The organism is Paenibacillus medicaginis (genome assembly GCF_042138635.1).
GTDB lineage: Bacteria > Bacillota > Bacilli > Paenibacillales > Paenibacillaceae > Paenibacillus > Paenibacillus medicaginis.
The window spans coordinates 64325-89711 of record NZ_JBHIRY010000024.1; the positions used below are offsets into that span (position 1 = coordinate 64325).

27 protein-coding genes and 3 pseudogenes are annotated in these 25387 nt (G+C 50.0%); 9 read left to right on the forward strand and 21 right to left on the reverse strand.

Annotation, left to right across the window (positions count from 1 at the left end; translation table 11 throughout):
- Positions 1 to 339: 339 nt before the first annotated feature.
- From ACE5LO_RS20520 to spoVAC, 15 genes are all read right to left on the reverse strand, one after another.
- Positions 340 to 1113, reverse strand: coding sequence for a class I SAM-dependent DNA methyltransferase (locus ACE5LO_RS20520; protein WP_375521879.1), 774 nt, complete (start codon positions 1111 to 1113; stop codon positions 340 to 342).
- A gap of 36 nt (positions 1114 to 1149) precedes the next feature.
- Positions 1150 to 2067, reverse strand: a complete 918-nt coding sequence (locus ACE5LO_RS20525; protein ID WP_375521855.1) for a CvfB family protein — start codon at positions 2065 to 2067, stop codon at positions 1150 to 1152.
- Positions 2064 to 2411: a ribosome silencing factor gene (rsfS, locus tag ACE5LO_RS20530; protein WP_375521856.1), complete on the reverse strand. Its 348-nt coding sequence runs from the start codon at positions 2409 to 2411 to the stop codon at positions 2064 to 2066. The genes ACE5LO_RS20525 and rsfS overlap by 4 nt, the downstream gene beginning before the upstream one ends.
- Complete coding sequence (gene yqeK / locus ACE5LO_RS20535; RefSeq protein ID WP_375521857.1) at positions 2412 to 3005, reverse strand: bis(5'-nucleosyl)-tetraphosphatase (symmetrical) YqeK; 594 nt, start codon at positions 3003 to 3005, stop codon at positions 2412 to 2414. It lies immediately after the preceding gene.
- A complete protein-coding gene (gene nadD, locus ACE5LO_RS20540) occupies positions 2995 to 3579 on the reverse strand; it encodes a nicotinate-nucleotide adenylyltransferase (protein ID WP_375521858.1) in 585 nt (194 codons plus the stop codon). Before nadD ends, yqeK begins: the two co-directional genes overlap by 11 nt.
- A gap of 27 nt (positions 3580 to 3606) precedes the next feature.
- Positions 3607 to 3897: a ribosome assembly RNA-binding protein YhbY gene (gene yhbY, locus ACE5LO_RS20545; RefSeq protein ID WP_375353676.1), complete on the reverse strand. Its 291-nt coding sequence runs from the start codon at positions 3895 to 3897 to the stop codon at positions 3607 to 3609.
- Positions 3898 to 3995: 98 nt separating this feature from the next.
- Entirely contained in the window at positions 3996 to 4862 is an 867-nt protein-coding gene (gene aroE, locus ACE5LO_RS20550; protein WP_375521859.1) for a shikimate dehydrogenase, read from the reverse strand.
- 85 nt (positions 4863 to 4947) lie between these two features.
- Entirely contained in the window at positions 4948 to 6075 is a 1128-nt protein-coding gene (gene yqeH / locus ACE5LO_RS20555; protein WP_375521860.1) for a ribosome biogenesis GTPase YqeH, read from the reverse strand.
- The gene (locus tag ACE5LO_RS20560) at positions 6072 to 6599 is read right to left on the reverse strand and encodes a YqeG family HAD IIIA-type phosphatase (protein WP_375521861.1); all 528 of its coding nucleotides are present in this window, start codon (positions 6597 to 6599) and stop codon (positions 6072 to 6074) included. Before ACE5LO_RS20560 ends, yqeH begins: the two co-directional genes overlap by 4 nt.
- 90 nt (positions 6600 to 6689) lie before the next feature.
- Positions 6690 to 8921, reverse strand: coding sequence for a DUF4129 domain-containing transglutaminase family protein (locus ACE5LO_RS20565; protein WP_375521862.1), 2232 nt, complete (start codon positions 8919 to 8921; stop codon positions 6690 to 6692).
- The gene (locus ACE5LO_RS20570; protein WP_375521863.1) at positions 8922 to 10166 is read right to left on the reverse strand and encodes a DUF58 domain-containing protein; all 1245 of its coding nucleotides are present in this window, start codon (positions 10164 to 10166) and stop codon (positions 8922 to 8924) included.
- A gap of 3 nt (positions 10167 to 10169) precedes the next feature.
- Positions 10170 to 11129, reverse strand: a complete 960-nt coding sequence (locus ACE5LO_RS20575) for an AAA family ATPase (protein WP_375521864.1) — start codon at positions 11127 to 11129, stop codon at positions 10170 to 10172.
- A gap of 175 nt (positions 11130 to 11304) precedes the next feature.
- Positions 11305 to 11655, reverse strand: a complete 351-nt coding sequence (gene spoVAE / locus ACE5LO_RS20580) for a stage V sporulation protein AE (protein WP_375521865.1) — start codon at positions 11653 to 11655, stop codon at positions 11305 to 11307.
- A 5-nt stretch (positions 11656 to 11660) separates the two neighbouring features.
- Complete coding sequence (gene spoVAD / locus ACE5LO_RS20585; RefSeq protein WP_375521866.1) at positions 11661 to 12677, reverse strand: stage V sporulation protein AD; 1017 nt, start codon at positions 12675 to 12677, stop codon at positions 11661 to 11663.
- The gene (gene spoVAC, locus ACE5LO_RS20590; RefSeq protein WP_375521880.1) at positions 12674 to 13204 is read right to left on the reverse strand and encodes a stage V sporulation protein AC; all 531 of its coding nucleotides are present in this window, start codon (positions 13202 to 13204) and stop codon (positions 12674 to 12676) included. Before spoVAC ends, spoVAD begins: the two co-directional genes overlap by 4 nt.
- Before the next feature lie 177 nt (positions 13205 to 13381).
- On the opposite strand from spoVAC, the gene ACE5LO_RS20595 reads away from it, so the two are divergent.
- Complete coding sequence (locus ACE5LO_RS20595; protein ID WP_375521867.1) at positions 13382 to 14455, forward strand: M42 family metallopeptidase; 1074 nt, start codon at positions 13382 to 13384, stop codon at positions 14453 to 14455.
- A gap of 72 nt (positions 14456 to 14527) precedes the next feature.
- Here ACE5LO_RS20595 and ACE5LO_RS20600 read toward each other — a convergent pair whose 3' ends face one another.
- A complete protein-coding gene (locus ACE5LO_RS20600; RefSeq protein WP_375521868.1) occupies positions 14528 to 15238 on the reverse strand; it encodes a metal-dependent hydrolase in 711 nt (236 codons plus the stop codon).
- A 364-nt stretch (positions 15239 to 15602) separates the two neighbouring features.
- On the opposite strand from ACE5LO_RS20600, the gene ACE5LO_RS20605 reads away from it, so the two are divergent.
- Positions 15603 to 16658, forward strand: coding sequence for a glycosyl hydrolase (locus tag ACE5LO_RS20605; RefSeq protein WP_375521881.1), 1056 nt, complete (start codon positions 15603 to 15605; stop codon positions 16656 to 16658).
- 110 nt (positions 16659 to 16768) lie between these two features.
- Here the strand turns inward: ACE5LO_RS20605 and ACE5LO_RS20610 are convergent, their stop codons facing one another.
- Positions 16769 to 17935: an aminotransferase class I/II-fold pyridoxal phosphate-dependent enzyme gene (locus ACE5LO_RS20610; RefSeq protein WP_375521882.1), complete on the reverse strand. Its 1167-nt coding sequence runs from the start codon at positions 17933 to 17935 to the stop codon at positions 16769 to 16771.
- A 318-nt stretch (positions 17936 to 18253) separates the two neighbouring features.
- Here ACE5LO_RS20610 and ACE5LO_RS20615 point away from each other — a divergent pair, with 318 nt between their 5' ends.
- The gene (locus ACE5LO_RS20615; protein ID WP_375521869.1) at positions 18254 to 19546 is read left to right on the forward strand and encodes a transcriptional regulator; all 1293 of its coding nucleotides are present in this window, start codon (positions 18254 to 18256) and stop codon (positions 19544 to 19546) included.
- Positions 19547 to 19803: 257 nt separating this feature from the next.
- Positions 19804 to 20994: a transcriptional regulator gene (locus ACE5LO_RS20620; protein WP_375521870.1), complete on the forward strand. Its 1191-nt coding sequence runs from the start codon at positions 19804 to 19806 to the stop codon at positions 20992 to 20994.
- 377 nt (positions 20995 to 21371) lie between these two features.
- Here ACE5LO_RS20620 and ACE5LO_RS20625 read toward each other — a convergent pair whose 3' ends face one another.
- Positions 21372 to 22463 (reverse strand): NAD(P)-dependent alcohol dehydrogenase, encoded by a 1092-nt coding sequence (locus ACE5LO_RS20625; RefSeq protein WP_375521871.1) that lies wholly within the window; start codon positions 22461 to 22463, stop codon positions 21372 to 21374.
- Positions 22464 to 22648: 185 nt separating this feature from the next.
- Here ACE5LO_RS20625 and ACE5LO_RS20630 point away from each other — a divergent pair, with 185 nt between their 5' ends.
- On the forward strand, positions 22649 to 23032 hold the full coding sequence (locus tag ACE5LO_RS20630; protein WP_375521872.1) for a MerR family transcriptional regulator: 384 nt from the start codon (positions 22649 to 22651) through the stop codon (positions 23030 to 23032).
- Positions 23033 to 23266: 234 nt separating this feature from the next.
- A pseudogene (locus ACE5LO_RS20635) lies at positions 23267 to 23450 on the forward strand (IS5/IS1182 family transposase); the annotation flags it as partial.
- On the opposite strand, the gene ACE5LO_RS20640 reads toward ACE5LO_RS20635, so the two are convergent.
- Positions 23367 to 23654, reverse strand: coding sequence for a DUF6809 family protein (locus ACE5LO_RS20640; RefSeq protein WP_375521873.1), 288 nt, complete (start codon positions 23652 to 23654; stop codon positions 23367 to 23369). The pseudogene ACE5LO_RS20635 and the gene ACE5LO_RS20640 sit on opposite strands and share 84 nt — an antisense overlap.
- 196 nt (positions 23655 to 23850) lie before the next feature.
- Between ACE5LO_RS20640 and ACE5LO_RS20645 the strand changes: the two are divergent.
- Positions 23851 to 23940: pseudogene (locus tag ACE5LO_RS20645) on the forward strand (helix-turn-helix domain-containing protein); the annotation flags it as partial.
- A 35-nt stretch (positions 23941 to 23975) separates the two neighbouring features.
- Here ACE5LO_RS20645 and ACE5LO_RS20650 read toward each other — a convergent pair.
- Both ACE5LO_RS20650 and ACE5LO_RS20655 read right to left on the reverse strand, forming a co-directional pair.
- Positions 23976 to 24122, reverse strand: a pseudogene (locus ACE5LO_RS20650) (IS200/IS605 family accessory protein TnpB-related protein); the annotation flags it as partial.
- 42 nt (positions 24123 to 24164) lie between these two features.
- On the reverse strand, positions 24165 to 24779 hold the full coding sequence (locus ACE5LO_RS20655) for a hypothetical protein (RefSeq protein WP_375521874.1): 615 nt from the start codon (positions 24777 to 24779) through the stop codon (positions 24165 to 24167).
- Positions 24780 to 24975: 196 nt separating this feature from the next.
- On the opposite strand from ACE5LO_RS20655, the gene ACE5LO_RS20660 reads away from it, so the two are divergent.
- Together ACE5LO_RS20660 and ACE5LO_RS20665 are read left to right on the forward strand one after the other, a co-directional pair.
- Positions 24976 to 25104 (forward strand): hypothetical protein, encoded by a 129-nt coding sequence (locus ACE5LO_RS20660; RefSeq protein ID WP_375521875.1) that lies wholly within the window; start codon positions 24976 to 24978, stop codon positions 25102 to 25104.
- Positions 25105 to 25178: 74 nt separating this feature from the next.
- On the forward strand, positions 25179 to 25387 hold a 209-nt coding region (locus tag ACE5LO_RS20665; protein ID WP_375521876.1), incomplete at its 3' end, for a hypothetical protein.

Here is a 25387-nt window from a genome sequence, read left to right on the forward strand (position 1 = left end):
GCTCCATCAGGTCCGGTGGGTCCATACATTTATAACGAACTATAACATTGGTGAGGTTTTGAAGTGAATCCCTCATAAATCCCTCTACGGGGGATGCGCCCTCTTTTCTTTTTACGGCGCAAAAGTTAACAAAGGGGAAGCTTGTTTGCTCTTGTTATTTTTCTTTGCAGTAAGCGGGGATACGCACGCAGCAGCGGAGAGGACGAAGCAATTCCGAAAAAGCGGAGCGGTCGCCTTTGGCCCGAAGGGTCAACAGCGATTGTAGGAATGCTTCGTTCTTGGAGCCTCTCAGAACGTAAAAAAGAGGCGCCTACATCATAGGACACCCCTGGTTCAACTTTATTTTACTGCAACGTAGAACAGCCTCGAGGCGTCATCCCCCGCTTCCACCCATTCGAAATCGGCATAGATCCGCACCTCGCGAAAGCCTGCTTTCACTAGCTCTGTTCTCATCCATTCCGAATCATAGGCCCGCTGCACATGCACTTCCTCGAAGCGCTCGTACAGATTGCGCCCTTCCGCCTCCGCCCGCGCGAATATGCTGAGCCGATGCTCAATTTCGCAGCGCTCCACATCCAGCTCGCATGTCCAGATGTAAGAAATCGAACGCTCGTCAAGCACAAACGGCTGTTCTTCATCATAACGCCTGAACGTATTCGGGTGATGCACATCAAACAGGAACGTCCCGCCAGGTTTCAGGCCTTCATAGGTACTGCGGAACACACGGACGATATCCTCTTCCTCCAGCAAATAATTCACGCAGTCACAAAAGGAAATGACCGTGTCCACCGGCTCCGGCAGCCTCCAGTCCCGCATGTCCTGCTGCAGCCAGCGCACGCTGCCTTCTCTGAACAGTCTCCTGCCCTGGGAAGTCGCTTCCATCTTGCTGCGGGCGACAGCCAGCATATCGGAGGAGAGGTCAATGCCGGTCACTTCGAACCCAGAATTGACAAGCGGAATCGTGATGGCGCCCGTACCGCAGCCGAGCTCGGTTACACTGTGGGGCATGCCATGCTTCTCCCATGCTTTCCTAGCAAAACGCAGCCACTCTGGATAGGGCATATCCTCCATCAATTCATCGTATACATAAGCAAACTTCCGGTAAGAAGACATGTTCACACCGCACTTTCCATTTCCTGCACAGAGCTGTTACTGCTTCTGAGGATCCTTGTTATTCTGCTCCTTTGGCATCTTCTCGGCCAGATAGGTCCAGTTCTCCTTTTGCACAATCAGGCCGTCTTTCATCAGCTTGCCGATGGCACGCTTGAACGCTGACTTGCTGATCCCGAAGCGCTGCTTGATAATGTCCGGAGGCGTCTGGTCAGAGTATGGCATGCCGCCTCCCGGCCGCTCCTTCAGAAATTCAAGCAGACGATCCGAATCCTCTACACGTCCCACTTCTTTGCGCGGAGCCATAGCCAGATTCACACGCCCATCTTCCCGGATATGCGTAACTCTCGCCTTGACCGTCTCACCCAGACGCAGCATGCGGCTGCGCTCCGAGGCATGTATCATGCCAATCGCGCCAAACCCGAGCACACCCCCGTCTACCAGCACAAAGGTGCCCATTTGCAAAGGCTTGTACACCGTCGCCTCAACCCATGTATTGACCCACGACTGCGGCGCGTGAAAGGTCAGCGGCGACAGCTCCTGCTCCCCCGCCAGCTTGGCGCGCAGTCTGCCCTGCTTGTCATGCTCCATAATGGCAAAAACATGGTCGCCAACCCTGGGATGCAAGTCCTTGTTTTCCGGCAGCTCCCGGATGGGCAGCAGCAGCTGACGCCCGAGCCCCATTTCGAGAAAGCACCCCAGCCGGGGGTGAACATCCGCCACCTCCAGCCTGGCCATTTCGCCCAGCGTAAGATAAGGCTTCTTCATGGTGGCGGCCAGCCGGTCCTCTGTATCAAAAAAAATAAAAACGTCCAGCCGCTCGCCTACCTCGATTTTTCGCGTCAGTTCGGTATAATGCAACAGCACGTCCTGATCGCCATAACTGAGAAAATAACCATAAGGAGACACCTCGCGGTCCACCATTATGTTAATCATTGTTCCAGCAATTAAATTCATACCGTCTCCACGACTTTGGCGTCAGACCAGAGTCTTTCAATATTGTAATACTCACGTTCATCGCGGTGGAATACGTGCACGATAACATCCCCAAGATCCATCAGCACCCAGCGCGCCGAATCCATACCTTCGATGCCCTTCACGATTCCGCCTTTCTCCATAACCTCTTTGCGGATCGCGGTGACAATCGCCTGTACCTGAGTATCCGAATTACCGTGGCAAATCATAAAATAGTCAGCCACAAGTGAGATGCCGCGCAGGTCAAGCGCCACAATATTCATCGCTTTCTTGTCATCGGCGGTGTTCACCGCAAGCTGTAAAAGTTCATTTGGCTTTATTGTCATTCACAAACCTCCATGGGATTGAATTTTTAATTGTTGCAGCAAATCATTGCGCGATAATACCGTTAACGGGTAAATCACTTTCCGCTGCGTGAGCAGCAGGGAAATCGTTGAATCAAAACCGGCCACCAGCGCCTCCTCAAGGCTATGTTGGGCCAGTTCGCGGATCTTATGCACACCGGGAAAATCTCGACCGGGTTCGATGTAATCAGCCAGACACACCACTTTATCAAGCAGGCTCATCTCTTCTCTGCCCGAAGTGTGCCAGCGGATCGCATTCAGTACCTCCGCATCCTCGACACCATAGTCTTTGCGGGCCGCGATAAAGCCTGCTTCCGAGTGCCACAGCTGCTTGTCATGCTGCAGCAGCTCTTTGTTGCTCTCACTGCTTTCCTCAATGACAGCCTTCATCTGTTCAACAGGCCAATACTTGGCCACATCATGCAAAATAGCGGCCAAATCCGCCTTGACGGGATCGGCCCCATACTTTTCCGCCAGTTTTACGGCAGTTTGCATTACGCCAAGCGTATGCTTCCAGCGTTTTTCCGGCATTTGGCCGGATACGGTCTCGATCAGTTGCTCACGGCTATATTTCATACATGCTTCCCCTTGTAATATATTCATACACCCGATCAGGCACCATGTAACGGACAGAATGTCCCGCAGCGATGCGCTCCCTGATGTCTGTCGAGGAAATATCGACCACCGGCATATCGGCCAGCATCACCCTGTCATGCAGGAAAGAGGGCAGCTCATCAAGCGCAAGCTCGTAGCCCGGCCTTCTTACGCCGATAAATACGAGCCTTTGCGCCAGCTCCTCAATATGCTCCCAATGCGGAAGATAATTGACCATATCTGCGCCGATAATGAAATAGAACTCTGCGCCGGAATGCAGCGCCTGCAGCTCTCTGATCGTCTGAAACGTGTAAGACACGCCTCCCCTGCGGATTTCATGGTCAATGGCCTCAAATGCAGGGTGGCCCTGCACAGCTTCCTTCACCATCTGCAGACGCTCTCCGCCAGCAGCGCCCGCCCCCTGCTTATGCGGGGGGATGTGGGAAGGCATGAACCACACCCTGTCCAGCCGGTAAGTATCATATGCGGCTTCGGCTGCAAGCATGTGACCGATATGGATAGGATCAAATGTTCCGCCCATAATTCCGATTCTCATAGCTCCACCTTTATCCCGGATACGTAATTATGGAAGCTCGATCTGCTTGTTATCACGGGATTCCTTGTAAAGGATAATCGTGCTGCCGATCACCTGTACCAGCTCCGAGCCGGTCTTGGCGGCCAATTCCTCGGCAATTTCGTGCTTGTCGTCCAAATTGTTGTTGAGGATGGATACCTTCATCAGTTCGCGCTTCTCGATAGCATCATTAATATGGCGAATGAGATGATCATTCGTTCCGTTTTTCCCCACCTGGAAAACGGGATCCAGATGATGCGCCAGCGAGCGCAAATACCGCTTCTGCTTGCCTGTTAACATTTATTATATACTCCTTCACGGGCAACCGGTAACGGATCAATGCCCTACCGGTATCGCAGCCCTTCTTAATATTCATTTATGATGACAAAGTGTGGTCTCTAGGCCAGACTATCCAGCACAGCCTGCCGCATGACCTGCACGTCCGGCCGGAATCCGAGCCAGTGCTCGAAGGCAATCGCCCCCTGGTATACGAACATTCCGAGGCCTCCATGCACCATGCAGCCCCGCTGTACTCTACTTTCACGAAGCAGCCGGGTTTCCAGCGGATTATAGATCAGATCGCTGACCACGATCCCTCCCGGGATAAGCTCCACTGGCAGAGGCATATCTTCCGTCCGGGGATGCATGCCGACCGATGTCGTATTAATCAAAATATCCACGCCGGGAAGATACCTTTGTGCCTGCTCCATGGAATATCCTTCTACAGGAATCTTTGCGCTAAATTCACCGGCAAGCTGCCTTGCCTTGTCTTCCGTACGGTTCACGATCATTACCCGCTGCGGCAACTCCTGCAGCAAAGCATGCACAATTCCTCTGCTCGCGCCCCCGGCGCCAAGCAGCATCACCGTCCTGCCCGCCAGTTCGGGAACGGCCTCTTCCCGCAGGGATCGGACATAACCGGTTCCGTCTGTATTATATCCCTTCAGCTTGCCGTTTGCATGCACAATCGTATTGACGGCCCCGATTTTCGCCGCCGCTTCATCAAGTTCGTCCAGGTAGTCCATCACTGCAACCTTGTGCGGGATCGTAACATTAATCCCGCGAAAGCCCTGCTCGCGGATATCCTGCAGCGTCTGCTTTAACTGGTCGGGTGTGACGTGCATACGTCTGTATTCTCCTTCAATACCGGCTGCGCGAAAAGCAGCCGCCATCATGACCGGAGACTTGGAATGCGCAATCGGATCACCAATGACTCCCAGCAGCACAGGGCCTTTGTCTATTGTATGGTTTGCAGTACTCACCATCTCTATTACGACTTCCCTTCCATCCCAAAAGTATGAACGGCGGCAGGAACTGCAGTTCCTACCGCCATGCAGCACACCGGCCGGACTAGATCAATGATGGGCGCACCAATACACGGATACCGCGCGGCGCGTGCACGGCAACGAGTGCTCCGCTGTTCCCGTTCACCTTGATCCATCCCAGACCGGATATATAAATATCCGACTCGGCCCCCTTGGGAATCCGGAATTCATGTCTTGTCCACTCAGGCATGGCTTCCGCATCCTCTTTTGAAGGAGGGGAAAGAAGCTCTCCCGCATGATTCGCGTACAAATCATTAGCCTTCTCCAGCTTGGTACGGTGGATCTTCAATCCGCCGCTAATGTAGCAGGTAAAGGATTGATGGGCCCCTTCAACAAAATCAAAACGCGCCATGCCGCCAAAGAACAGCGTTTGTCCGGAATCCAGCTGATAAGCGGCTGGCTTCAGCGGCTTGTCAGGCATTACGGCGGCCAGATCCTTCCGTGAAACGATTTCACTGAAGCGCCAAGGATACACAATACCCGGAGTATCCGTAATAAAATGTCCGTCATCCAGCGGAATGTTGACCATATCCAGCGTCGTTCCCGGATAACGCGATGTCGTCAGCTCCTGCTCCAGATCGCTGTAATCGCGGATCAAGCGGTTAATAAGCGTGGATTTGCCAACATTGGTCGCCCCGACAACATAGACGTCCCGGTTGCCGCGCTGCTCGGCCACTGCTTCCAGCAGGCGGTCAAAGCCTTGATTCTTCTTGGCGCTGCACAGTACGATTTCGGTGGTGCGCAGCCCCTGCTCCTTCGCCTGCTTCTGCACCCAATTACGGATTTTGTTCCAGTTCGTTACCTTTGGCAGCAGATCGGTCTTGTTGACTGCGAGCAGAACAGGATTACTGCCCACAAAACGCTGGAGCCCCGAAATCAGGCTCCCCTCAAAGTCGAAAAGATCGACTATATGAATAACGAGCGCGTCTTTATCACCGATACGGGAGAGCAAGGCGAGGAATTCGTCCTGATCGACCGTTACGGAAGACGATTCGTTGTAATTTTTAATACGGAAGCAGCGCTGGCATATGACCGGCTCTTTGTCGAGCGCTTTGTCGGGAACATATCCCGGTTGGTCGGGCCGGGCTGTCTGCAGCCGGATGCCGCAGCCGCTGCATTTGACGGCTTGAAGGCCGTCAGCTGTTTCTGTCATTTCTTCTTTTCCTCCTCATTCCAAATACCTTTCCTGCGAAGCCGGGATAGGGCGATCCGCTCCAGCCCCCGGTTGATGCGGGTTGTCCAGCCTTCATCGTGCAAGGAAATCGGGAGCACAAGCACCGTGTGCAGCCCGAGACGGTTGCCTCCGAACACATCCGTCATCATCTGATCCCCCACGACGATCGTCTGCTCCGGGGTGAGCCCCATGATGTTCATCGCTTTGCGGAAAGGGGTGTTGGACGGCTTGCGGGCAGCGTGAATAAACTCAATGTCAAGTGGTGTAGCGAACAGGGAGACCCTGTTCATATTGTTATTTGACACGATTACAAGCTTGAAGCCGGCTTTCTTTACCTTTTCAAACCAGACAACAAGCTCGGGCGTCGCGCTCGGCTCCTTGGCCCCAACAAGCGTATTGTCCAGGTCGGTAATTATGCCCCTGTACCCCTTGGCATACAGGTCATTAAGGTTAATATCAAATACAGTATTTACCCGCAGCCTGGGCATAAACAATTCAAACAAACTCGTTCACCTCTATTTCTTAAAGCAAACTATACCATAATCTTGGAAGTTAGTAAAAAGCCGTCCGCCAGCCAGCGAACGGCATTCAAACTAACCTGACCCGGCCTGGACACGGGCTTGGGTTGCTTTCAAGGCTGTGCGCAGCTCTGCCGCATACGTTCTTATCACAAGCCAGTCCTCCTCTGTAACGGCGGAAGGACTGTATCTTGCCTTCTCGAACATTGGCAGGAGCCGCCTCAGCACCGGCGAAAGCTCGGGGTTCTCCAGTTCCCATCGCGTTACCGATTCACGAAGCGTTTCGCTGCTTCCCCGGCTCCAGCCTTTTCGCTGCAGGTAGCGCAGCCAGCGCTCTGTTTCGACAACCACCTTCTCACCTGGCGTTAACGGCCTGCCTGCGCGGAATTGGAGCATATAGAAGTGCAGTGCGACGCGATTTCTCCATATCATATACCCCGCCCATAACACTAGTACAGCTGCTGCAGCCCACACAATGCCTGCGTTGACGGTCAGCTCGCCGTTAGTATCCGCTGGGCTGGTCTCCTGCTGCTGCTCTGGCTGCTCTTCCTCAACCTCAGGCGCAGTCACAGGCTCGGCATCCTCCTGCTGTGTCAGCAGCGGCATATCAAATCCCGGAGTCGCTTCGACCGGAATCCAGCCGTAGTCGCCGAAGTACACCTCTGCCCAGGAATGGGCATCCGCATTGGACACCGCGTATGCCGTCATATTCTCTCCATTGGCCGCCTCCCGGGCATCGTCCAGAAAGACCTGCTGTCCGGGCGCGTAACCTTTAACCCAGCGTGCAGGGATGCCGAGTGAACGTGACATCATAACGAGCGAAGTAGAATAGTAATCACAGTAGCCTTCCCGAATATCAAAGAGGAAGCTTTCCACGAAATCGTCGCTCTGGGCGCGGGATATATCCGGGTTATTTGTATAGGTATAGTTTTGCTGCAGGTACTGCTGCAGCAGACCTACCTTTTCATACGGCGTATCCGCAGATGCCGTGATTTGCCGCGCCAGCTCTGTCACCCGCTCCGGAAAATCATCCGACATCTGCAAATATTCTTCGATTTGGCTTTGACGTCCTGAATAAAGATCATCGAACGTTTGCTTGCGGAGCTCGCCCTCAGGCACGATCGGCACCTCTGAGATGATCGTATAGGTCCGTGGAAAAGGATTGCCTCTCCGCGTTGAATTCCAGTGCATCTCCGACTGCTCCGCTTTCCAGCTGAGCCAGTCGGTATTCGTGCTGCCATCAATCGATTGGACACGGTTGATGGAATAAGCGCCGAACAGCACCGGATAGGATTCCTCACTGGCCATGTTGACAGTCTGCACGACCTGCTCCGTCTCTATCGCCGGATGGTCTTCATTGTCCAGCTCTTCATTCGCCTGCACGGTCTCAAAATCGCTTCTCCGGTCCGCATCCTCCACCCACCCGGTGCCTGTGTATGTTCTGCGGGTTTCTCCGCGCCAGTAGCTGCGTTGGCTTGTAATTACGTTCATCACCGGCGAATAGTCGAAATTAAAGCCTCCGCCAAGCCTGTTATCCTGCCGGCTATAGCCGGATTCCGTATTCATCTGCTGATTCAGCGCCCCGGTTCCCCCGGTCATCGTAACCGTTGCCGTACCGTTATAATTCCGCCACGCCGTATAGGGGTCCGTCATAGTTGGGGGAACCTCCGGCATATTAACACCTGCAACGATGACGAGCGAAAAGATGATGGCAATGTTCGCCACAATCTTGAAGGGCGAGCGCCGCAGATGCTTCCAGCCCTGCGGATAGCGCAGGCTGAAGCTCTGAAAATGCTTGGCGACAAGCCAGCCCATCCCGGCAAATACGGTCCACGCCACTTCCTGCCACAGAATGGATGGAGTGAAGGAATCCAGAATGCCAAAGGCGATAATATTGATGCCGAGAAAAACGAGGATGCGCTGCCTGGTGATCACCACAAGCGGAATCAGCTCCATGATCAGCCAGGCGATCAGTGCAAACCAGATGTACGGCGTGAGATGGTCGATAAACTCCCCGATCCGGTTACCAGGTGAACCTGAATTTGAAATAATGGAATAGGAGCTGAGCGTCCTGTACAGGATAATAAGCACTGCTGCCGCTTTCGCGGCCAGCTTCCATCCCGGCCTGTCGGGTAGCGCAATTTCGATCACGGCCAGCGCAACCAGCGTGGCCAGCACAAGCGCATTCGTTTCCGTAAACCAGAGGGTTGAAGTAAATGACAGCCATTGCACGGCAATCAAAATAATCCATAATAAAGTGAAGGCATGATACCAGGACGAGATCAGGGAATTCAGCCATTTTTTCATTTACATACCTCCTCCCATCACAGTCGGTAGCTCCTGCAGGGAAGACATACTGTACGCATAAATTCCTCTCTTGCGCACAGCTTCCATCCATTGGTCCTGTTCTCCCTTTCGTCCGGATCCGCCAATATGCACATGGCATGGAATCATGCCCTTTGCATCAGCCCAGCGGAAGATTTCCAATGCCCGTTCATCGGCCAGCGGACTTACCAGCACAAAAAAGGAGCCTTGCGGGAACAGCCGGATCGTACTCTCCAGGCTACCCATCATATCCCCTGCGGGATCAAGGTCAAGATCGACCAGATGATGCAGCATCTTTTGCCGCTCCATCCCGTTCTCGCTCGGTTGAATCACCTTCCCCCGTTGTCCGGCTGTACACAGTCCGATCCCCATGCGTTCTCTTCCGCCGAACTCCAGCAGGGAAGCCGTGGTTGATACTGCCAGTTCGAACTGGTCGCCGGATTTGTAATGGGCAGACAGGTGATCCAGTACAAGCATCGTTTTCGGAACCGTCTCATGCTCGAATTCCTTGGACTTCCAGCTCCCGGTTTTGGCGGTGGCATTCCAGTGAATGCGGGAAAGCCGGTCGCCATATACATAATCGCGCACACCATTGATCTGGGTCGTCTCCCGCCGCGTCCGGGTCAGGACAGAATCGGGGCCGGCCAGCCTTGTTTTGCGGTTATTCAACTGCCAGTACGGAATAAATACGACACGGGGCAGAACTCGGAATTCCCCCGGGGCTTTCACCAGACCCTTGTTTTCCATTAATCCGAAAATATCTTCAGTGATGATCTCCGTATCCGCAAAATAGTAACGTCCTCTCTCCAGCGGTGTTGTCTGAAAGGAGAGCTGCCCGTTCCCCTTGATACTGGGGATAATGCTCTCTTCAAAAGACCAGGACTCACCCGTATGGCGCCTGAGCACCTCTCTGACAATGACATAAGGGAGCGGCAGGAATCCCGGAATGGACAGGTGCAGCCTGACATGGATCTGATCACCTGCATGCAGTGTCTCACTATATTCTGCTCCGCTGGATAAATACCTCTCCCCTTTGGCGCGGCTAACCCCGCTCCTGCCTCCGATCCACAGGTAAACGCCCAACAGTGTTACCATGGAGAGCAGCATAAAAGAGGTTTTTCCGCCCTGAAACAGCACATACAGCAGACATGCCAGCCATACACCGCCAAACAGCCAAATCCTGCCGGATCTTCCGCTCTTTTTTCGCATCATTCGGTCGGAGCTCATCGCTTATCCCCGCTCCAGCTGAACCGGAACGTTGACCTGGCGCAGTATGGCATGCACAACACCCGCAGCATTGGAATTTTCCATCCGTGCCTCAGGACGAAGCAGCAGACGGTGTGCAAGCACATAAGGAGCCAGTCTCTTCACATCATCAGGAAGCACATAATCACGCTCATGCAGAAAAGCAAGAGCTTTGACAGCCATTACAAACGAAAGCGCAGCACGGGGGCTGGCGCCAAGCAGCACAGCGGAATTTTCGCGGGTGGCGCGGACAATATCAAGCAGATAAGTGGTCACGGCATCGCTGATATGCACATTGCGGATTTCTTTCTGTATCCCTGCAATCTGATCCATATGGGCAACAGGCTGCAAACGGTCTACGGGCTGGCCTTCCTGATGTCTGAGCAGCAGATTTTTCTCGGTCTCCGCGTCAGGATAGCCGAGGCTGATTTTCAGCATAAAACGGTCGAGCTGGGCTTCCGGCAACATATAAGTGCCTTCAAAATCGATCGGATTCTGCGTAGCGCATAACATGAACGGAACGGGCAGCTCATGTGTTTCCCCGTCAACCGTAACATTGCGCTCCTCCATGACTTCAAGCAGCGCGGACTGCGTCTTGGTCGTGGCGCGGTTGATTTCGTCCGCAAGCAAAATGTTGGTCATCACCGGACCCGGCCTGAAATAAAAGCGCTCATCACGTGGATGAAAAATCGATACACCGGTAATATCGCTCGGCAGGATATCGGGATTGCACTGGATGCGGCGGTAATCTCCACGCATCGATTTGGCCAGGGCTTTGATCATTTGCGTTTTGCCTGTGCCCGGCACATCCTCGATCAGAACATGTCCCCCTGCGAGCAATGCAGTCATTAATAATTGTATCTCAAAGGATTTTCCCAGGATGCAGGATTCAAGGTTGGCCTGAATCGAGGAAATAATCTGAAAGGATTGTTGGCGAACCGGCATAAAATTGCAAACCTCCTAAATGAATAGCAAGCATGTTTCTATTATTGTACATGATGGAGGTCGCTGAGTACACTTTGCTTCGTCGGCAGACTCGTCATCTTTCTCCAATACCTGCGCGAAAACGCACCAAAACACCCCATTGCAGCAATGGAGTGCTTAGGCGGCAAATCACCGTTTATCCTTTCGGACGTACAACCAGAGCCGCCAGAAAGGAAAAAATGATGGCTGACGAAATCCCCGCACTGGTCAGACTGAAAATGCCTGTAATCACACCGATCCAGCCTTCCTGCTCAAGCTCCGTCAGCGCGCCATGAACAAGTTGGTTGCCAAAGCTGGTAATCGGAACGGTCGCACCTGCGCCCGCAAATTTAATTAAAGGATCATAAATACCTACGGCATCGGCAACCGCTCCAAGCACGACAAGGGTGGACATCGTATGAGCCGGTGTCATCCTGAAGCCGTCCATCATGATTTGGCCGAGCAGACAAATCGCTCCGCCTACCAGAAACGCCCATATATATTCCATTTATTTCATCCTCCCGCTTCAAGCGCAACCGCATGCGCGATGCACGGAATGCTGTCTCCCTGCTGATAAGACAAAGGGGACAACAACGCACCCGTTGCTACGACAAGTATGCGGTTAAGCTCTCTCTTTTCGAGCTTTTTGAGCAAATGTCCGTAAGTGACGACCGCAGAGCATCCGCAGCCGCTGCCGCCCGCGAATACGTCTGCCTGCTTCTCCCTGTCGTAGATCATCAGTCCACAGTCGTTCATATCGGTTTTATCCGGGTCAACACCCTGCTTTTGAAGCAGCTCCTTGAGAATCGGGAGTCCGACGGAAGCCAAGTCCCCCGTGACAATCATGTCGTAATCCTCAGGTCCCCGCCCTGTGTCCTTGAAATGCGACAAAATCGTATCTGCTGCCGCAGGCGCCATTGCCCCGCCCATATTGAAGGGATCCTTTATCCCCATATCCACAATCCTGCCTAATGTGGCACAGTCCACGATCACGCCTTGCTCCGCATGAGCCACAACGGCGCACCCGGAACCGGTTACCGTATACTGAGCCGTTGGCGGCTTCTGCGCCCCATATTCTGTAGGGTAACGGAATTGCTTCTCTACGGTACAGTTATGGCTTACCGTGCCAGCAAGAGCATATTCCGCCCCGCCTGAATCGACAATCAGGGAAGCGAGCGCGAGGCTCTCCATGGAGGTGGAGCAAGCGCCGAAAACGCCCAAATAAGGAATGGCCAGCTTGCGGGCGGCAAACGAGGCGCTGATAATCTGGTTCATCAGGTCGCCGGCAATGAAAAACTGAACATCCTCCTTGGTCAAATTGGAGTTGATCAGGGCCATGAACGAGGCACGCTCCAATAGGCGGCGCTCTCCCTTTTCCCATGTGTTTTCGTCAATTTCAAGGTTATCATAAACATAGCTGAAGTCTGAGCCTAATGGACCTTCGCCCTCCTTCGGACCGACGACCGTTGCGCTGCCCTTGATGCGCGGTCTGGAATCAAACTTCCACGATTGTCCTCCCAGGCGCTTCATAGGTGATTCCCTCCTACACCAAGAATCGCGTAAATAATGCCTACAATAAAAGCGGCCACGGCCCCGAATACGATAACAGATCCGGCCAGCTTGAACATTTTCGCACCTACGCCGAGCACCAGCCCTTCAGACCGATGCTCCAAAGCCGCCGAGCACATGGAGTTCGCAAAGCCTGTAACCGGAACCGCGGTTCCCGCACCTGCCCATTGGGCAAACTTATCATAAACGCCCATACTGGTTAAAATAACAGAAATGAGTATGAGCACGGCTACGGTCGGATTTCCCGCCTCTTTGGCCGTCATATGAAATCCGTTCATAAAGCCTTTCAGGATTAGCTGTCCCAGAACACAAATCAGCCCCCCTACAACAAAGGCACGGATACAATTGCCGACGATTTTGCGGGCAGGCTCATGTTTTTTGGCAATTTTCTGGTACTCCTGCTCCTGTATGTTCAAGGACGGGGTAGTCTTTTGTCGCAGGCCGCCCGTCTTTGCACCAGCACCTGCCGATCCGGATTTGGCTGCCATCATCTACACCCCCTGCAAGGATTCCGCGCTTGTGCGGTAATGCTTTTTCATTATTTACGATCCTGTCCAGCCTTATGAATGGAAAATGATAAGCACGCCGTTGGACATTCCGGCATAATAAAGGCATACTTATGTAAGAAGCAATATGACCACTGGTTAATTTAGGAGTGAAACAACATGGAACAGCAAACGCTGGAGTTATTCAAAACATTAACTGAGTTCCCGGCTGCACCCGGCCATGAACGGGCGCTCCGCGCCTGGGTTAAGGAGCGGATGTCGGCATATACAGATGAATTTGTACAGGATCATCTTGGAAGTTTATTCGGGGTTGTCCGTGGGAATGAGCAAGGTCCAAAGATAATGGTTGCAGGGCATTTTGACGAAGTGGGATTCATTGTGAACGGCATAACCGACACCGGCATGATCCGCTTTCAGCCTTTAGGAGGCTGGTGGAGCCAGGCCGTGCTGTCACAGCGGCTGCAGGTGATTGCACCGGGCGGGCCGGTCATTGGGGTCGTCGGTTCGACACCGACTCATCTGCTGGACGACGCAGCACGCAGCAAGCCGGTAGAAATGAAAGCAATGTACCTGGATATCGGCGCAGACAGCCGGGCTGACGTGGAGAAGCTGGGCATCGTGCCAGGCCTGCAAATCGTACCTGTCTGTGAGTTCACACCACTGGCGAATCCGAAGAAGATCATGGCCAAAGCCTGGGATAACCGCTATGGTGTAGGGCTCGCAATTGAACTGCTCGAAGCCATACATAAAGAAAAGCTGCCGAACACCCTCTTTACGGGCGCAACCGTACAAGAGGAAGTGGGACTGCGCGGGGCGCGCACAGCAGCCAATCTGATTCAGCCGGATATTTTCTTCGCCCTTGACTGCAGCGCAGCCAATGATATGACCGGTGACAAAAATGCGTACGGTCATCTCGGCCAGGGCGCTCTGCTGCGCGTGTTCGATCCGACGATGATCACCCACCGCGGTCTGCTGGAATATGTAAAAGACACGGCGGATACCCACAATATCAAGTACCAGTATTTCATTTCTCCGGGAGGAACGGATGCCGGTCAGGTGCATGTCAGCGGAAAAGGTGTACCTTCCACCGTCATCGGCATTTGCGGGCGTTATATCCACACATCCTCTTCCATCATTCATACGGATGATTATGATGCAGCCAAGGAATTGATCATAACTTTGGTAAAAAACCTTGACCGCACAACCTTGAACACGATTATCGAAAATTCCTGAATGAACGGTTTCGGATTTAAAAGAGCGAGTATCTGTGGCAGATTTCCACCAGATACTCGCTCTTTTCCATAGTCAGATGGCCGATTGAACAAAAGCGTAGATGGCCAGCAGGAGCGTCAGAACGATGCCCACCATCTCCACCCTTGCTCCTTTTCTCGTCCCGGTGCTCATCAGCTTGAAGCGCAGCTTCCAGGGCAGTGGGGGCAGCGGGCGGATCCCGTTGTTCGTCAGCGAATCCAGAAGCAAATGCATCGTATATGCAATTCCTCCCGCAAGCCAAATGCTGGCTCCATACTGCTGTGTCGTGCCAAACAAAAGTCCCGTCCAGGCCGCAATGGCATAAACTGTGTGTGTCAGCCCCCGATGCGGCACGATCGTGCAGATCATCAGCAGAATGCCTGCGATGTAGTTCCAGGGCGCATAAGTCGTGCCATACCACGCAACACCAGCCCCGAGCACGAAGATGATCACCTTGCGCATCAAACGCGAAGGCATAAACGAGGCAGCCACGATGAGCACGGCCAGAATCAGATTCCATGGAGCAGGCGCAGCCTCCGTAAAAAACACCCAGCCCGCGGCTGCGACCATCAGCAGCTGTATGACCCGGAGCATCCGTCCGGAAAGCGTTCTGGTCAGCAGCAGCGAATTCGGTTCATCGATATCCGGAAGCAGCGCGCTGACTGCAGCAACAGCCGCCGCCGAAAACGTAATGTCATATCCGTTCAGCGCAAGCACGGATAGCGAAACTCCGGTACCGATGATTAAATGAGCTCTTCCCATCATGATGTTGTACAGCATCCTTTCCCACAACGGGCAGAACCGTTTATAATGATCAAACCGTACAACATTATATAACAGAAGTATGAATGAGAACAATAGTTCGCACTTTAAGAGGTTGTTCAAAAAGTCATCTTTTGATCACGAAGGAAGTCAGGAAGCGGACTCGACATCGAATCTTGAATTCAGCCGGGACTTCCGGTGCTCACGTACCCCTAGTACGCTCCGCTCCTCAGTCCCTACCTTCATCCAACCTTCTCGGTGCTGAAAACCTGACTTTTTGAACTCGCACTTTAAGGATTTCATCAGTGTGAAGTTTTTTGTACATATCGTTGAGAAAGCCACCTACTTCTTACTTGAAGAAAGGAAGATGGATGTGAAAAAGCGACGAAAGGGCAAGTTGATTTTGAAAGCAGCAGTAATCTGCCTTTTATATGTTTTTTTATTTGCGGAATCACAGCATTCGTTACCTGCCAACGCAGCGGCCCAGCCTGTAAACACCAATGCCTCGCAGGAGGCCCGCAGCCTGCTTTCCTATCTTTCAAGCATTTCAGGCAAAAAGCTGATTACCGGCCAGCATGACTATCTGGAAAGCCCGGACGAGCTGAACAATAAACTGAAAACGATCAGCGGCAGCTATGCCGGACTGCATGGCTATGAGCTGGGGGCGATCTCCAACCAGAGCGCGGAGGCAGCAGCCAAACAGCGAAATAACGTTATCTCCTCCGCGATTCAATGGGACCGGAAGGGCGGCATTGTCGCTATGACGTTCCACCAGCCTCTTCCCGGCACGGCACAAACGTGGAAGACCGTGCAAGCCAAGCTCACTCAGGAGCAATTTGACAAGTATGTCACCCCTGGAACGCAGGAATATAATCAATTAATCACTGATCTGGATGATGTGGCTGTCTATTTGAAAAAGCTGCGGAACGCCAATGTCCCAGTCCTGTGGCGGCCCTATCATGAAATGAACGGAGACTGGTTCTGGTGGGGAAAGAAGGACAACTTCGAGCAGCTTTGGGCTATCATGTATGACCGGTTCGTTAATGTCCATCATTTGAACAATCTGATATGGGTGTGGAATGCGAACGCGCCGAATCCAAATTCGGCCCCGTACGCTGCGGTATTCCCGGGGCTTTCCAAAGTGGATATTCTCGCCGCCGATATTTACGATAATGACTTCCGTGATTCCTACTACCAGGGCCTGCTGGCGCTGTCCGGCGGAAAACCGATCGCCATCGGGGAGAACGGAGAGCTGCCGAGCGCTGGAGTGCTTGCAAAGCAGCCCAAGTGGGTATATGCCATGACATTCGGAAAGCTGCTTACAGAGCAAAACTCAACCCGTGAAATTAAAACATTTATGAACGCCAATAACACATTAACGCTTCCGGACCTGATAAAAACAAGAGAAGCATCATTAAAATAACGGACGAAGGGGAGCTTCAGCCAAACGCTGAGCTCCCCTCTTTCACCTCTCTTGTTATTCCCGCACTCCTTTATTTCCCATCATTTCCCATATATGCTTTTTTTCGGCCTCTATTCCTTTAAAAATGCGCCGATCCGGCGCGCAGCTTCCAGCAGAGTCTCTTCTTCCTGCACCAGAGCAATACGGACGAAGCCCTCTCCCTGGACACCGAATGCACTGCCTGGAACGATAGCAACCCCGGTCGAAAGCAGCAGCTCGCGTGCAAAGCGGCGGGAATCCCACACCTCGGGTCCCGTGCTGAAGCGACCCGGAAGCGGAGCCCAAAGGAACATGGTCGCCTTCGGCTTCGGGATATCCCAGTCCTGGGCCGCAAGGGCTTCAACCAACACGTCGCGGCGCCGTTCATACAGAGGCGCTACGCCTCTGTCCTCCGCAGGACGCTGCATCGCCTGCTCAAGCGCAGCAATGGCCGCCGTCTGCACCGGCTGGAATACACCATAATCAATGTTCCCTTTCAGCTCACGCAGTGCGGCGACAGCCTCACGGTTACCGGCCAGAAAGCCGATACGGCAGCCGGCCATATTGAAGCTTTTGGAGAAGGAATGAAACTCGACAGCCGTATCCAGCGCGCCGGGAATCTGTAAAATGCTGATGGGACGGTAGTCATCAAAGCCCATTTCCGAATAAGCCAGATCATGAACGACGAGCACGTTCCACTTCTTGGCCAAAGCAATCAGCTTTTCGAAAAAGGCATAATCCGCCTGAACGGCAATGGGATTGCCCGGGAAATTAAGCAGGATGAACGCCGCCTCCGCCCACACCTCCTCGGGAATTTCGTCCAGGTCAGGCATAAAACCGTTCTCCTGCCGTAAGGGCAGCAGCCATGGTTTTACACCGGCAATCGCGAGCGCGCCAAAATAAATCGGATAGCCCGGATCAGGGACAATGGCCGTATCTCCCGGATTACAGACCGCCTGCGCCAGGTGGGCCAGCCCATCCTGTGAGCCCATCAACGACAGCACCTCCGCCTCCGGATCAAGCGTTACGCCAAAACGATGCACCATCCAGGCGGCTGCCTGTCGGCGAAATGCGAGGCTGCCGCTTGTACCCGGATAAGCGTAGCTGTCCTCCGCGAGAACCGCCTGACTCAGCGCCGTTCGAATCTCCTGTGACGGTCCACGGTCCGGATTGCCGATGCTCAGATCAATGACGTCTTTTCCCGTCCGCTGCGCTTCCTCCTTCCACCCGGCAATCTCCGCAAATATCGACGAACCCATGTGACCGAGCTTTTCCGCCCGCCATCTCTGTTTGATGTCACTGTATGACACTGCACGCACCTACTTGTTTTTTTCAAATATTATAGCATGATTCACTGTAGGCATTGATCAAGCAGGTCTTTCATCATAATATTTTTGTCAAATCAATTGACCTGCGTTCGATAAATGGCTATATTTGTAATATAGTAGTAGAAACTTTCAGGGGTGGTTAATTTGAGCGATACAACCACGATTCGAGATCAATTGGATAGTTTCATGAAGCAAAGAGAATTGAACATTTCACGTTTTGGCAAAATTTAGGGATTAAATGCAGGTACGATGAGTTCCCTCCTGAATGGCAACCGTGTGATGGCTTTAAATCAACTGGATCGAATTACTTCTGTCATGGAGCTGCCGGAAGGTTATTTTTATGAACAATATATACAGGAGTATTTGAACGAAGCATCACCCAATTGGCGCAGAATTAGACCCTTTCTGTATCGTTGCGCGGAATTGGACAAGCTGGATTGTTTAAGGGGAACCGTTGGTTTGCTAATGGACAATTTAGTGTATGCTCCTTTGCTTTTTGAGACAGCAGAGGATTTTTTTCACGATAACAAAGACGAAGCAGCGGCAATACTGTACGAGTGCGTTGCGGAAAGTGAAACCCGCCAACACTCGGAAAGACTTGCCTTATGTCATTACCGTTTGTTTTCATTAAGGATTCGGAATCATAATCAGGCTGAGAATCTGCATGCAGCAACCCAGTTTGAAATTTACATTGATAGATTAGAAGAGATGGATCAGCTTGATGCGCTCAAAGAACTAGCGAATACATACCGGTCGCTCAAAGAATGGGATCGGTTAGAAAAGATAGTGGACAAAATGCAACCTATTGCCAAAGCTCTTTATTTCGATATACACAATGACCGGAAGATAAGAAAATCACCAATGAAAACCGGAAGACCTTTATTTTTTTATCTGGCTTATTCAAATTTGCTTCGTGCGGAAGTCAATGAAGGACGTGGTAACTATAAACAAGCCCTACAATACACTTATGCATATGCCGATTTAAGCTGGGTCAAAGAAACTGACGAAGAGACATTACATTGGAAGAACCTGTTTAAAGAATGGGCTGAAGCAAACACCTATTTAAACAAGCTGCTTTCGGGCGAATTAGAAATTCTCCCTCATTACGTAGCATATATAGAAATAAATCAAGATGAGTTGCTTTTTGCATTGCTGAACATTATGAAAGCAGCAAACCTCTTTATTTTCGACGTAGACGACATATTATTAAAATTCGAAGAGCAGATCACATCATATTTAGAGAAACAACAAACAATCGGTGTTTATAGCGATAATGTTGTTAATCAGTATTCTCTTTATCTTTTCTATGAAATTGCTGATTATTATTTAACCCGCAAAAAAGAATCCATAGGTTTTAAATATTTAATAGAGTGTTTGGAAAGATCGGTTATAATAAAAAACAAGACTGATATCTTTAAGTGTATGGTGTTGTTTGAAAACAATCGTATTCTAGCTTCTTCAGAAACAGCAACAGTCTATCATAATTTTATGGAAGAGGTGTACCGGAATGAAAAAAGTCACTACGCTCTGGTTAATGGTTAGTTTTACCTTAGTTCTAATCTCTACCCAAGAGCCAAATAGTTTTATCATTCAGCTTTTACAACACGGATGGGGTTAATATGACGTTTTACAAAGCACGTTGGGGGTCCAAGATCAAGCATAAAGTAGTACCAGGATCAAAATGGTACTGCTTTTCTTTTTATTTTGATTAAACACAGTCAATCAATACGATTGTTCAAATAAGGTCGGTAAAATAAAATCTAAAGTCGTCAATTGACCTGTGTCCGATGAGTTCCGTCATGAGTGGAAACCGTGTGATGGCTTTGAATCAACTAGATCGAATCACCTCTGTCATGGAACTCCCGGAAGGTTATTTTTATGAGCAATATATACAGGAATATTTAAACGAGGCATCACCTAATTGGCGCAGAATCAGACCCTTCCTGTATCGTTGTGCAGAATTGGACAAACTGGATTGTTTGAGACAAACCGTTGGTTTGCTATTGGACAATTTAGTGTATGCTCCTATACTTTTCGAGACAGCCGAGGACTTTTTTCATAATAACCAGGACCAGGCAGCGGCGATCTTGTACACGTGTGTTGCTGAAAGTGAAACTCGTCAACACTCAGAACGCCTTGCTATGTGTCACTATCGTCTATTTTTACTGCAGATCAAGTCAGATGATCAAACACATAATTTACATGCAGCAACTCAATTTGAACCTTATGTTGAGCGGCTGGATGAAGCAGACCAGTTAGATGCCTTAAAACAGTTAGCGAATATATACAGATCGCTGAGAGAGTGGGATCGATTAGAGCAAACCATAGATAAAATGGAGCCGCTTGCTCAAGCTCTTTACTTTCAAAATCGCCGCAACCGAGCAGACAGACATTCACCAAAGAAAACAGGAAGACCCTTGTTCTTTTATATTGCTTATTCCCATTTGCTTCGAGCTTGTGTTAGCGAGGGGCGCGGAGATTACAAATCTGCCTTGCAATACACCTATGCCTACGCCGATTTAAGCTGGGTGAAAGAGACAGATGAAGATACACTACACTGGAAACGTTTATTCAAGGAATGGGCAGAAGCTAACACTTATCTAAACAAGCTATTCTCCGGTGATTTAGAAATCTTGCCTTACTACGTAACATATTTAGAGAAAAATCCGAATGAGATATTTCTAGGACTTTCCAATATTATGGAAGCCGCTAACCGTTTTAATTTTAACGTAGACGATATACTTGCAAAATTTGATGAGCACATCAAATCATATATGGAGAGAAATCAAGAAATTGATCAATATACGGATAGAATGATCAATGATCATATTCTTTACCTTTTATACGAACTTTCCTATTATTACCTAACCAAAAAAGCAAACTCGCATGGACTCAAATATTTACTGGAATGTGTGACAAGATCCTTTATAACAAAAAACAAGTCGTATCTTACCAAGTGTATGATGCTGCTAGTTTCTCGCTGTGTCTAATCCAGCCACAAATAGTCAAGAGATATGTAGGTTTTCCGTCACGGATATTATGGTGGAAAAGGGCGCATCATCCGCCCTTCTCCATCGTCACGCTTCTTCCTGCATCGTTCATGATCGTTCCTCACTCTTAACTTGTGGGTTATGGATCGCCCCCGCACTGCAGTTGCCTTCAACTCGCAAAGCCGCCCAGGAACTCGGCATCGCGCGCAACAGCGTGATCGATGTCAACGAGCAATTGACTGCACGGATTGGAGTCAAATGGAAGCGTACGGCGTGCGGATCGGCACTTTTGAAGACTATACCAGATTGAAGGACACTCACCCAGGCAAGGCTGCCCGCATTTATGCGAGCAAATTCAAAATGATCGTTATTTGGACTTACAGGGTGGATACATCAATAACGAACCGATAACGCACATCACTGCGGAGGACTCGATCATAAGCTTCGTCTACCTGATCGGCACGAATGACCTCGATTTGAGGAGTAATGCTGTGCTCTGCCGAGAAATCAAGCATTTCTTGCGTTTCCTGAATCCCGCCTACGAGTGTGCCTGCAATGCTGCGACGGCCCATAAGTAAGGAAAACGCATTGTACTGATCGGGTGTACCCGGCGCACCCACATTGACAAGCGTACCATCTACGCGAAGCAGCGATAAATACGCATCCACGTTAAGATTCGCAGATACAGTGTTCAGAATGAGGTCAAAACGGCCAGCCAATGCTTTGAAGGTTCCCGGATCGCTGGTTGCAAAGTATTGGTCTGCGCCAAAGCCCAGAGCCTCGCTTTTCTTATCCATCGAGCGGCTCAAGACCGTAACTTCAGCGCCCAAGGCATGCGCGTATTGAATCGCCAGATGGCCGAGCCCGCCAACGCCCAGAATGGCAACCTTTTTACCGGGACCAACCTTCCAGTGCTTCAAAGGCGAATACGTAGTGATGCCTGCACACAACAGCGGGCTCGCCACGTCCAGTTCCAGACCGTCCGGTATACGGACAACAAACCTTTCCGTAACCACGATTTTTTGGCTGTATCCGCCGTAGGTCGGATTACCGTCATAGTCCAACGCATTATAGGTCTGTACCACACCTTTCATGCAATACTGCTCCTCACCCTTGAGGCAATATTCGCATGTTCCGCAGGAGTCCACAAAACATCCCACGCCAACGCGCTCCCCAACTGCAAATTTTGTAACTCCAGCACCGACTGCCGCCACAACTCCAGCGATTTCATGCCCGGGAACCATCGGAAAAATCCCCTCACCCCACTCACCGTGTACGCTGTGAATATCCGAATGGCAAATTCCGCTGAACTTGATATCGATCAATACATCGTCCGGTCGCAATTCTCTCCGTTCAATCGTTGTTTTTTCGAACGGTGCCTTTATACTTGGGACACTTAGCACACTTGTTTTACACATGTTTTCCCTCTCCTTTGAAAAGTGAAATTTGCTTACTTTCACAGCATACATATTAAAGTTAACTTGAAGTCAACAGTGTTTTTCCCTTTGGTGTTTCGTGTATAATTATGAGGACACTGCTTGAAAAACAGTACTGATTCTCCCCCATACCCATGGCTTGAAGGCATCATCATAGTCAAAATTGTATTGAATTATGTTAAAGTTAACTTGAATAAAAAGTAGAGGGGTTAATACACATGATGAGTATAAAAGAGGTTACCGAGATGACAGGCATATCGGCTCCCACACTTCGATACTACGAAAGCGAAGGTTTGCTTCCTTATGTAAAGCGTGATGAACACGGAAAACGTCTATACGATCAGGAAGATATAGAATGGGTTCATTTTATTACCGCACTGCGGGCAACAGGTATGCCGATTGTGCAAATCCAGAAATATGTAAAGTTGTTCAAAGAGGGCGACGAGACCATGTCCGAGCGTAAAACGATGATGCTTACCCATAAAAAAGAGATCGAGAATAAAATAAAAGAGCTATACTATAATATGGATAAAATCAATTATAAACTGGCATTATACGATGTTCTTGAAGCTCAAAAGAAGCACACAACCATTAAAATTTGATAACAAGAGAAGGTAACAAACGTGAGCGACATGAATATGTTCGGGTTTCCGGGATCGAAAAAGCTGCCACTAGAATTATGAAAAGTACTTTGGAGTTGGAGAACAACCCGGTCACAGAATCTGATATTTATGCTTTGACCTGAGAAAAGCGATGTACACGCTGGATGAATCGATGAAAAACATCTTTCCGTCTAACCGGTTACGAAGGACATTCAGGATGAAATTCACTATTGTGAGCAAGAGGCCAAAAGCAAGACGTATTCGGTCAGCCTAAAAAGCAATGAGCATCTGGCACAGGCTGTGTTTCAGGAAAGTGAAGCCAAGAATAGTGAACTTAAAACATAGACACGGGGATGATATTGCATCCTCCTCGGGTCTGGTTGGCATGGAAATCCAAGGAGCAACGGCCATATTTGCAGGCCATTTCGATTCCCTGAACTTGATGGTACAGATCGGCTAGCACCTCAAGCTCGGTGAAATCATCTTCGGAAAGCTTCTTTTTCCAGCTATTCAGGGACTGAATGATCTGATCGTTCAACAATCTATACTCCGGACTTTGGGACATGCTTTGCTCATGGGGAACCAGTTCACCATAATAGAGCGATTCCAATACATTTTGCATCCTGCTCCACCTTTACTTTGTATTTGCCTTGGAAAAGCACAGAAGTTTGTTGCACTTATGTATGTTCATTCTTCGAGGATCGGATTGGCGAATTACAGAAGCGGTGGTACTAATACGAGAACCGATTATGAAATGGTTATATGTCCCGCATATGCGGGACGTCAAGCAGATATTCAGAAAAGTGAGGAGATTTTGAATGGGAAAGAAAGTAGTTGTAAAAATAAAGGAACTAACCAAAGCCAATAATATTTCATTAAGGGAGTTATCCAGAATAGCAAATGTGCGCTTCCCGCAGGCCGGACAGATTTGGGAGGTATACGCCGGGTTCACATATTCGACCCTGATTCCTGCCAGACGGGCTTTATATTCAATGAATTGGGCCAGGCGATAAAAGGTCCAGGTGTACAGATGATGTTCGCATGCAGAACTGGTTTTCAACTTTTTTCGAATATGGGCTACTCGTTCCAAACGAAGAATTGATACATGCTGCGCAACCGCGAAATCAATGATTTATCTGCTGATTTTATGGTCCTGATCTTGCATCCATCGTTGTTCTTTATCCTTCCATTTGCTAAGGGTTTGCCATTGATTCTTTTGCACCAGCTCCTGGAAAATTGAATGAAATCTGCGCCTCCTGTACTTGTTCTCTCTGCCATTGCCAAAAAAACAGGTCCTTCCTTCCTCTGTCACGGCAACGGCCGGTACCTTTAATCCAACATCCACACCCATGATGTTTCCATCCGTGGTGGAGGGCGTAGAGAGTTCAAGCGAAATTTGCGCATACCATTTCCCGGATTTCTCGACGATCCGCATAAGCCCCGGCTTCGCCTGCTGCAGTAGCTGATGTTCCCGGTCTGTAATGATGGCTGGAAATGCCGTCTTTTTCACCTTGTTGCCGATATAGATGGGAAAAGCAATCGCAGATTCGCCAATCGAATAATTTTGGTTATTGATGCAGTAGACAAGATTTTGGAGAACAGGTCGTTTCTTTTTCTTTACGGTCTTTCTATACACACTCCGGGCATCCCGAATAGCCTGATTGAGAACAGCCGCAGGCAGTCTGGCTTCGATATGTTTGGTTGTAATTTTAGGGAACGACCCTTCCGCTTCTGCACGCGCAGTCAATGAATTAATGACCTGAATATATTCCTGGCTTAAAGCTAAGTATTTATAACCTGCAACCGCTCCCCTATACAACTAACCGTTATATACCACAATTAAGCCTCGGGAGCCCCCGAGGTTTAATTAATATGGGCGTGCAGGGCATAATCTGTACTTTTGGAGAACTGCATGTTTCCCTAACAAAAAGGAGTGACAAATCATGCTGGTTCGATTTAGTGTAGAAAATTTCAAGTCTTTTTACGACAAACAAGAGTTGGCAATGATTCCTGCAAAAAAAATAAAAAAGAACAAAGAACATGTTGTTACACTAGATAAAGTTCATTATTAAGATGTGCAACTATATATGGCGCGAATGCTTCGGGCAAAACCAACATAATTGAAGCCATGAGATTTGCAAAATACGTGATTACAGATAGAATTCCTGTGCAAGCAAGCAGGATGTATTGCAGAGTAATTCCGGAATGTCAGAACAAAGACTCCATATTTAAATTTGAGATATTTAAAAATAATAATGAGCAGCAAAACCCACCGAAGGGAGAGCGTTTAAACTTCCGTGTAATTGGTAACAATATCCATAAAGGAGATGTTACCCATGGAAGTGAGCAAAAACG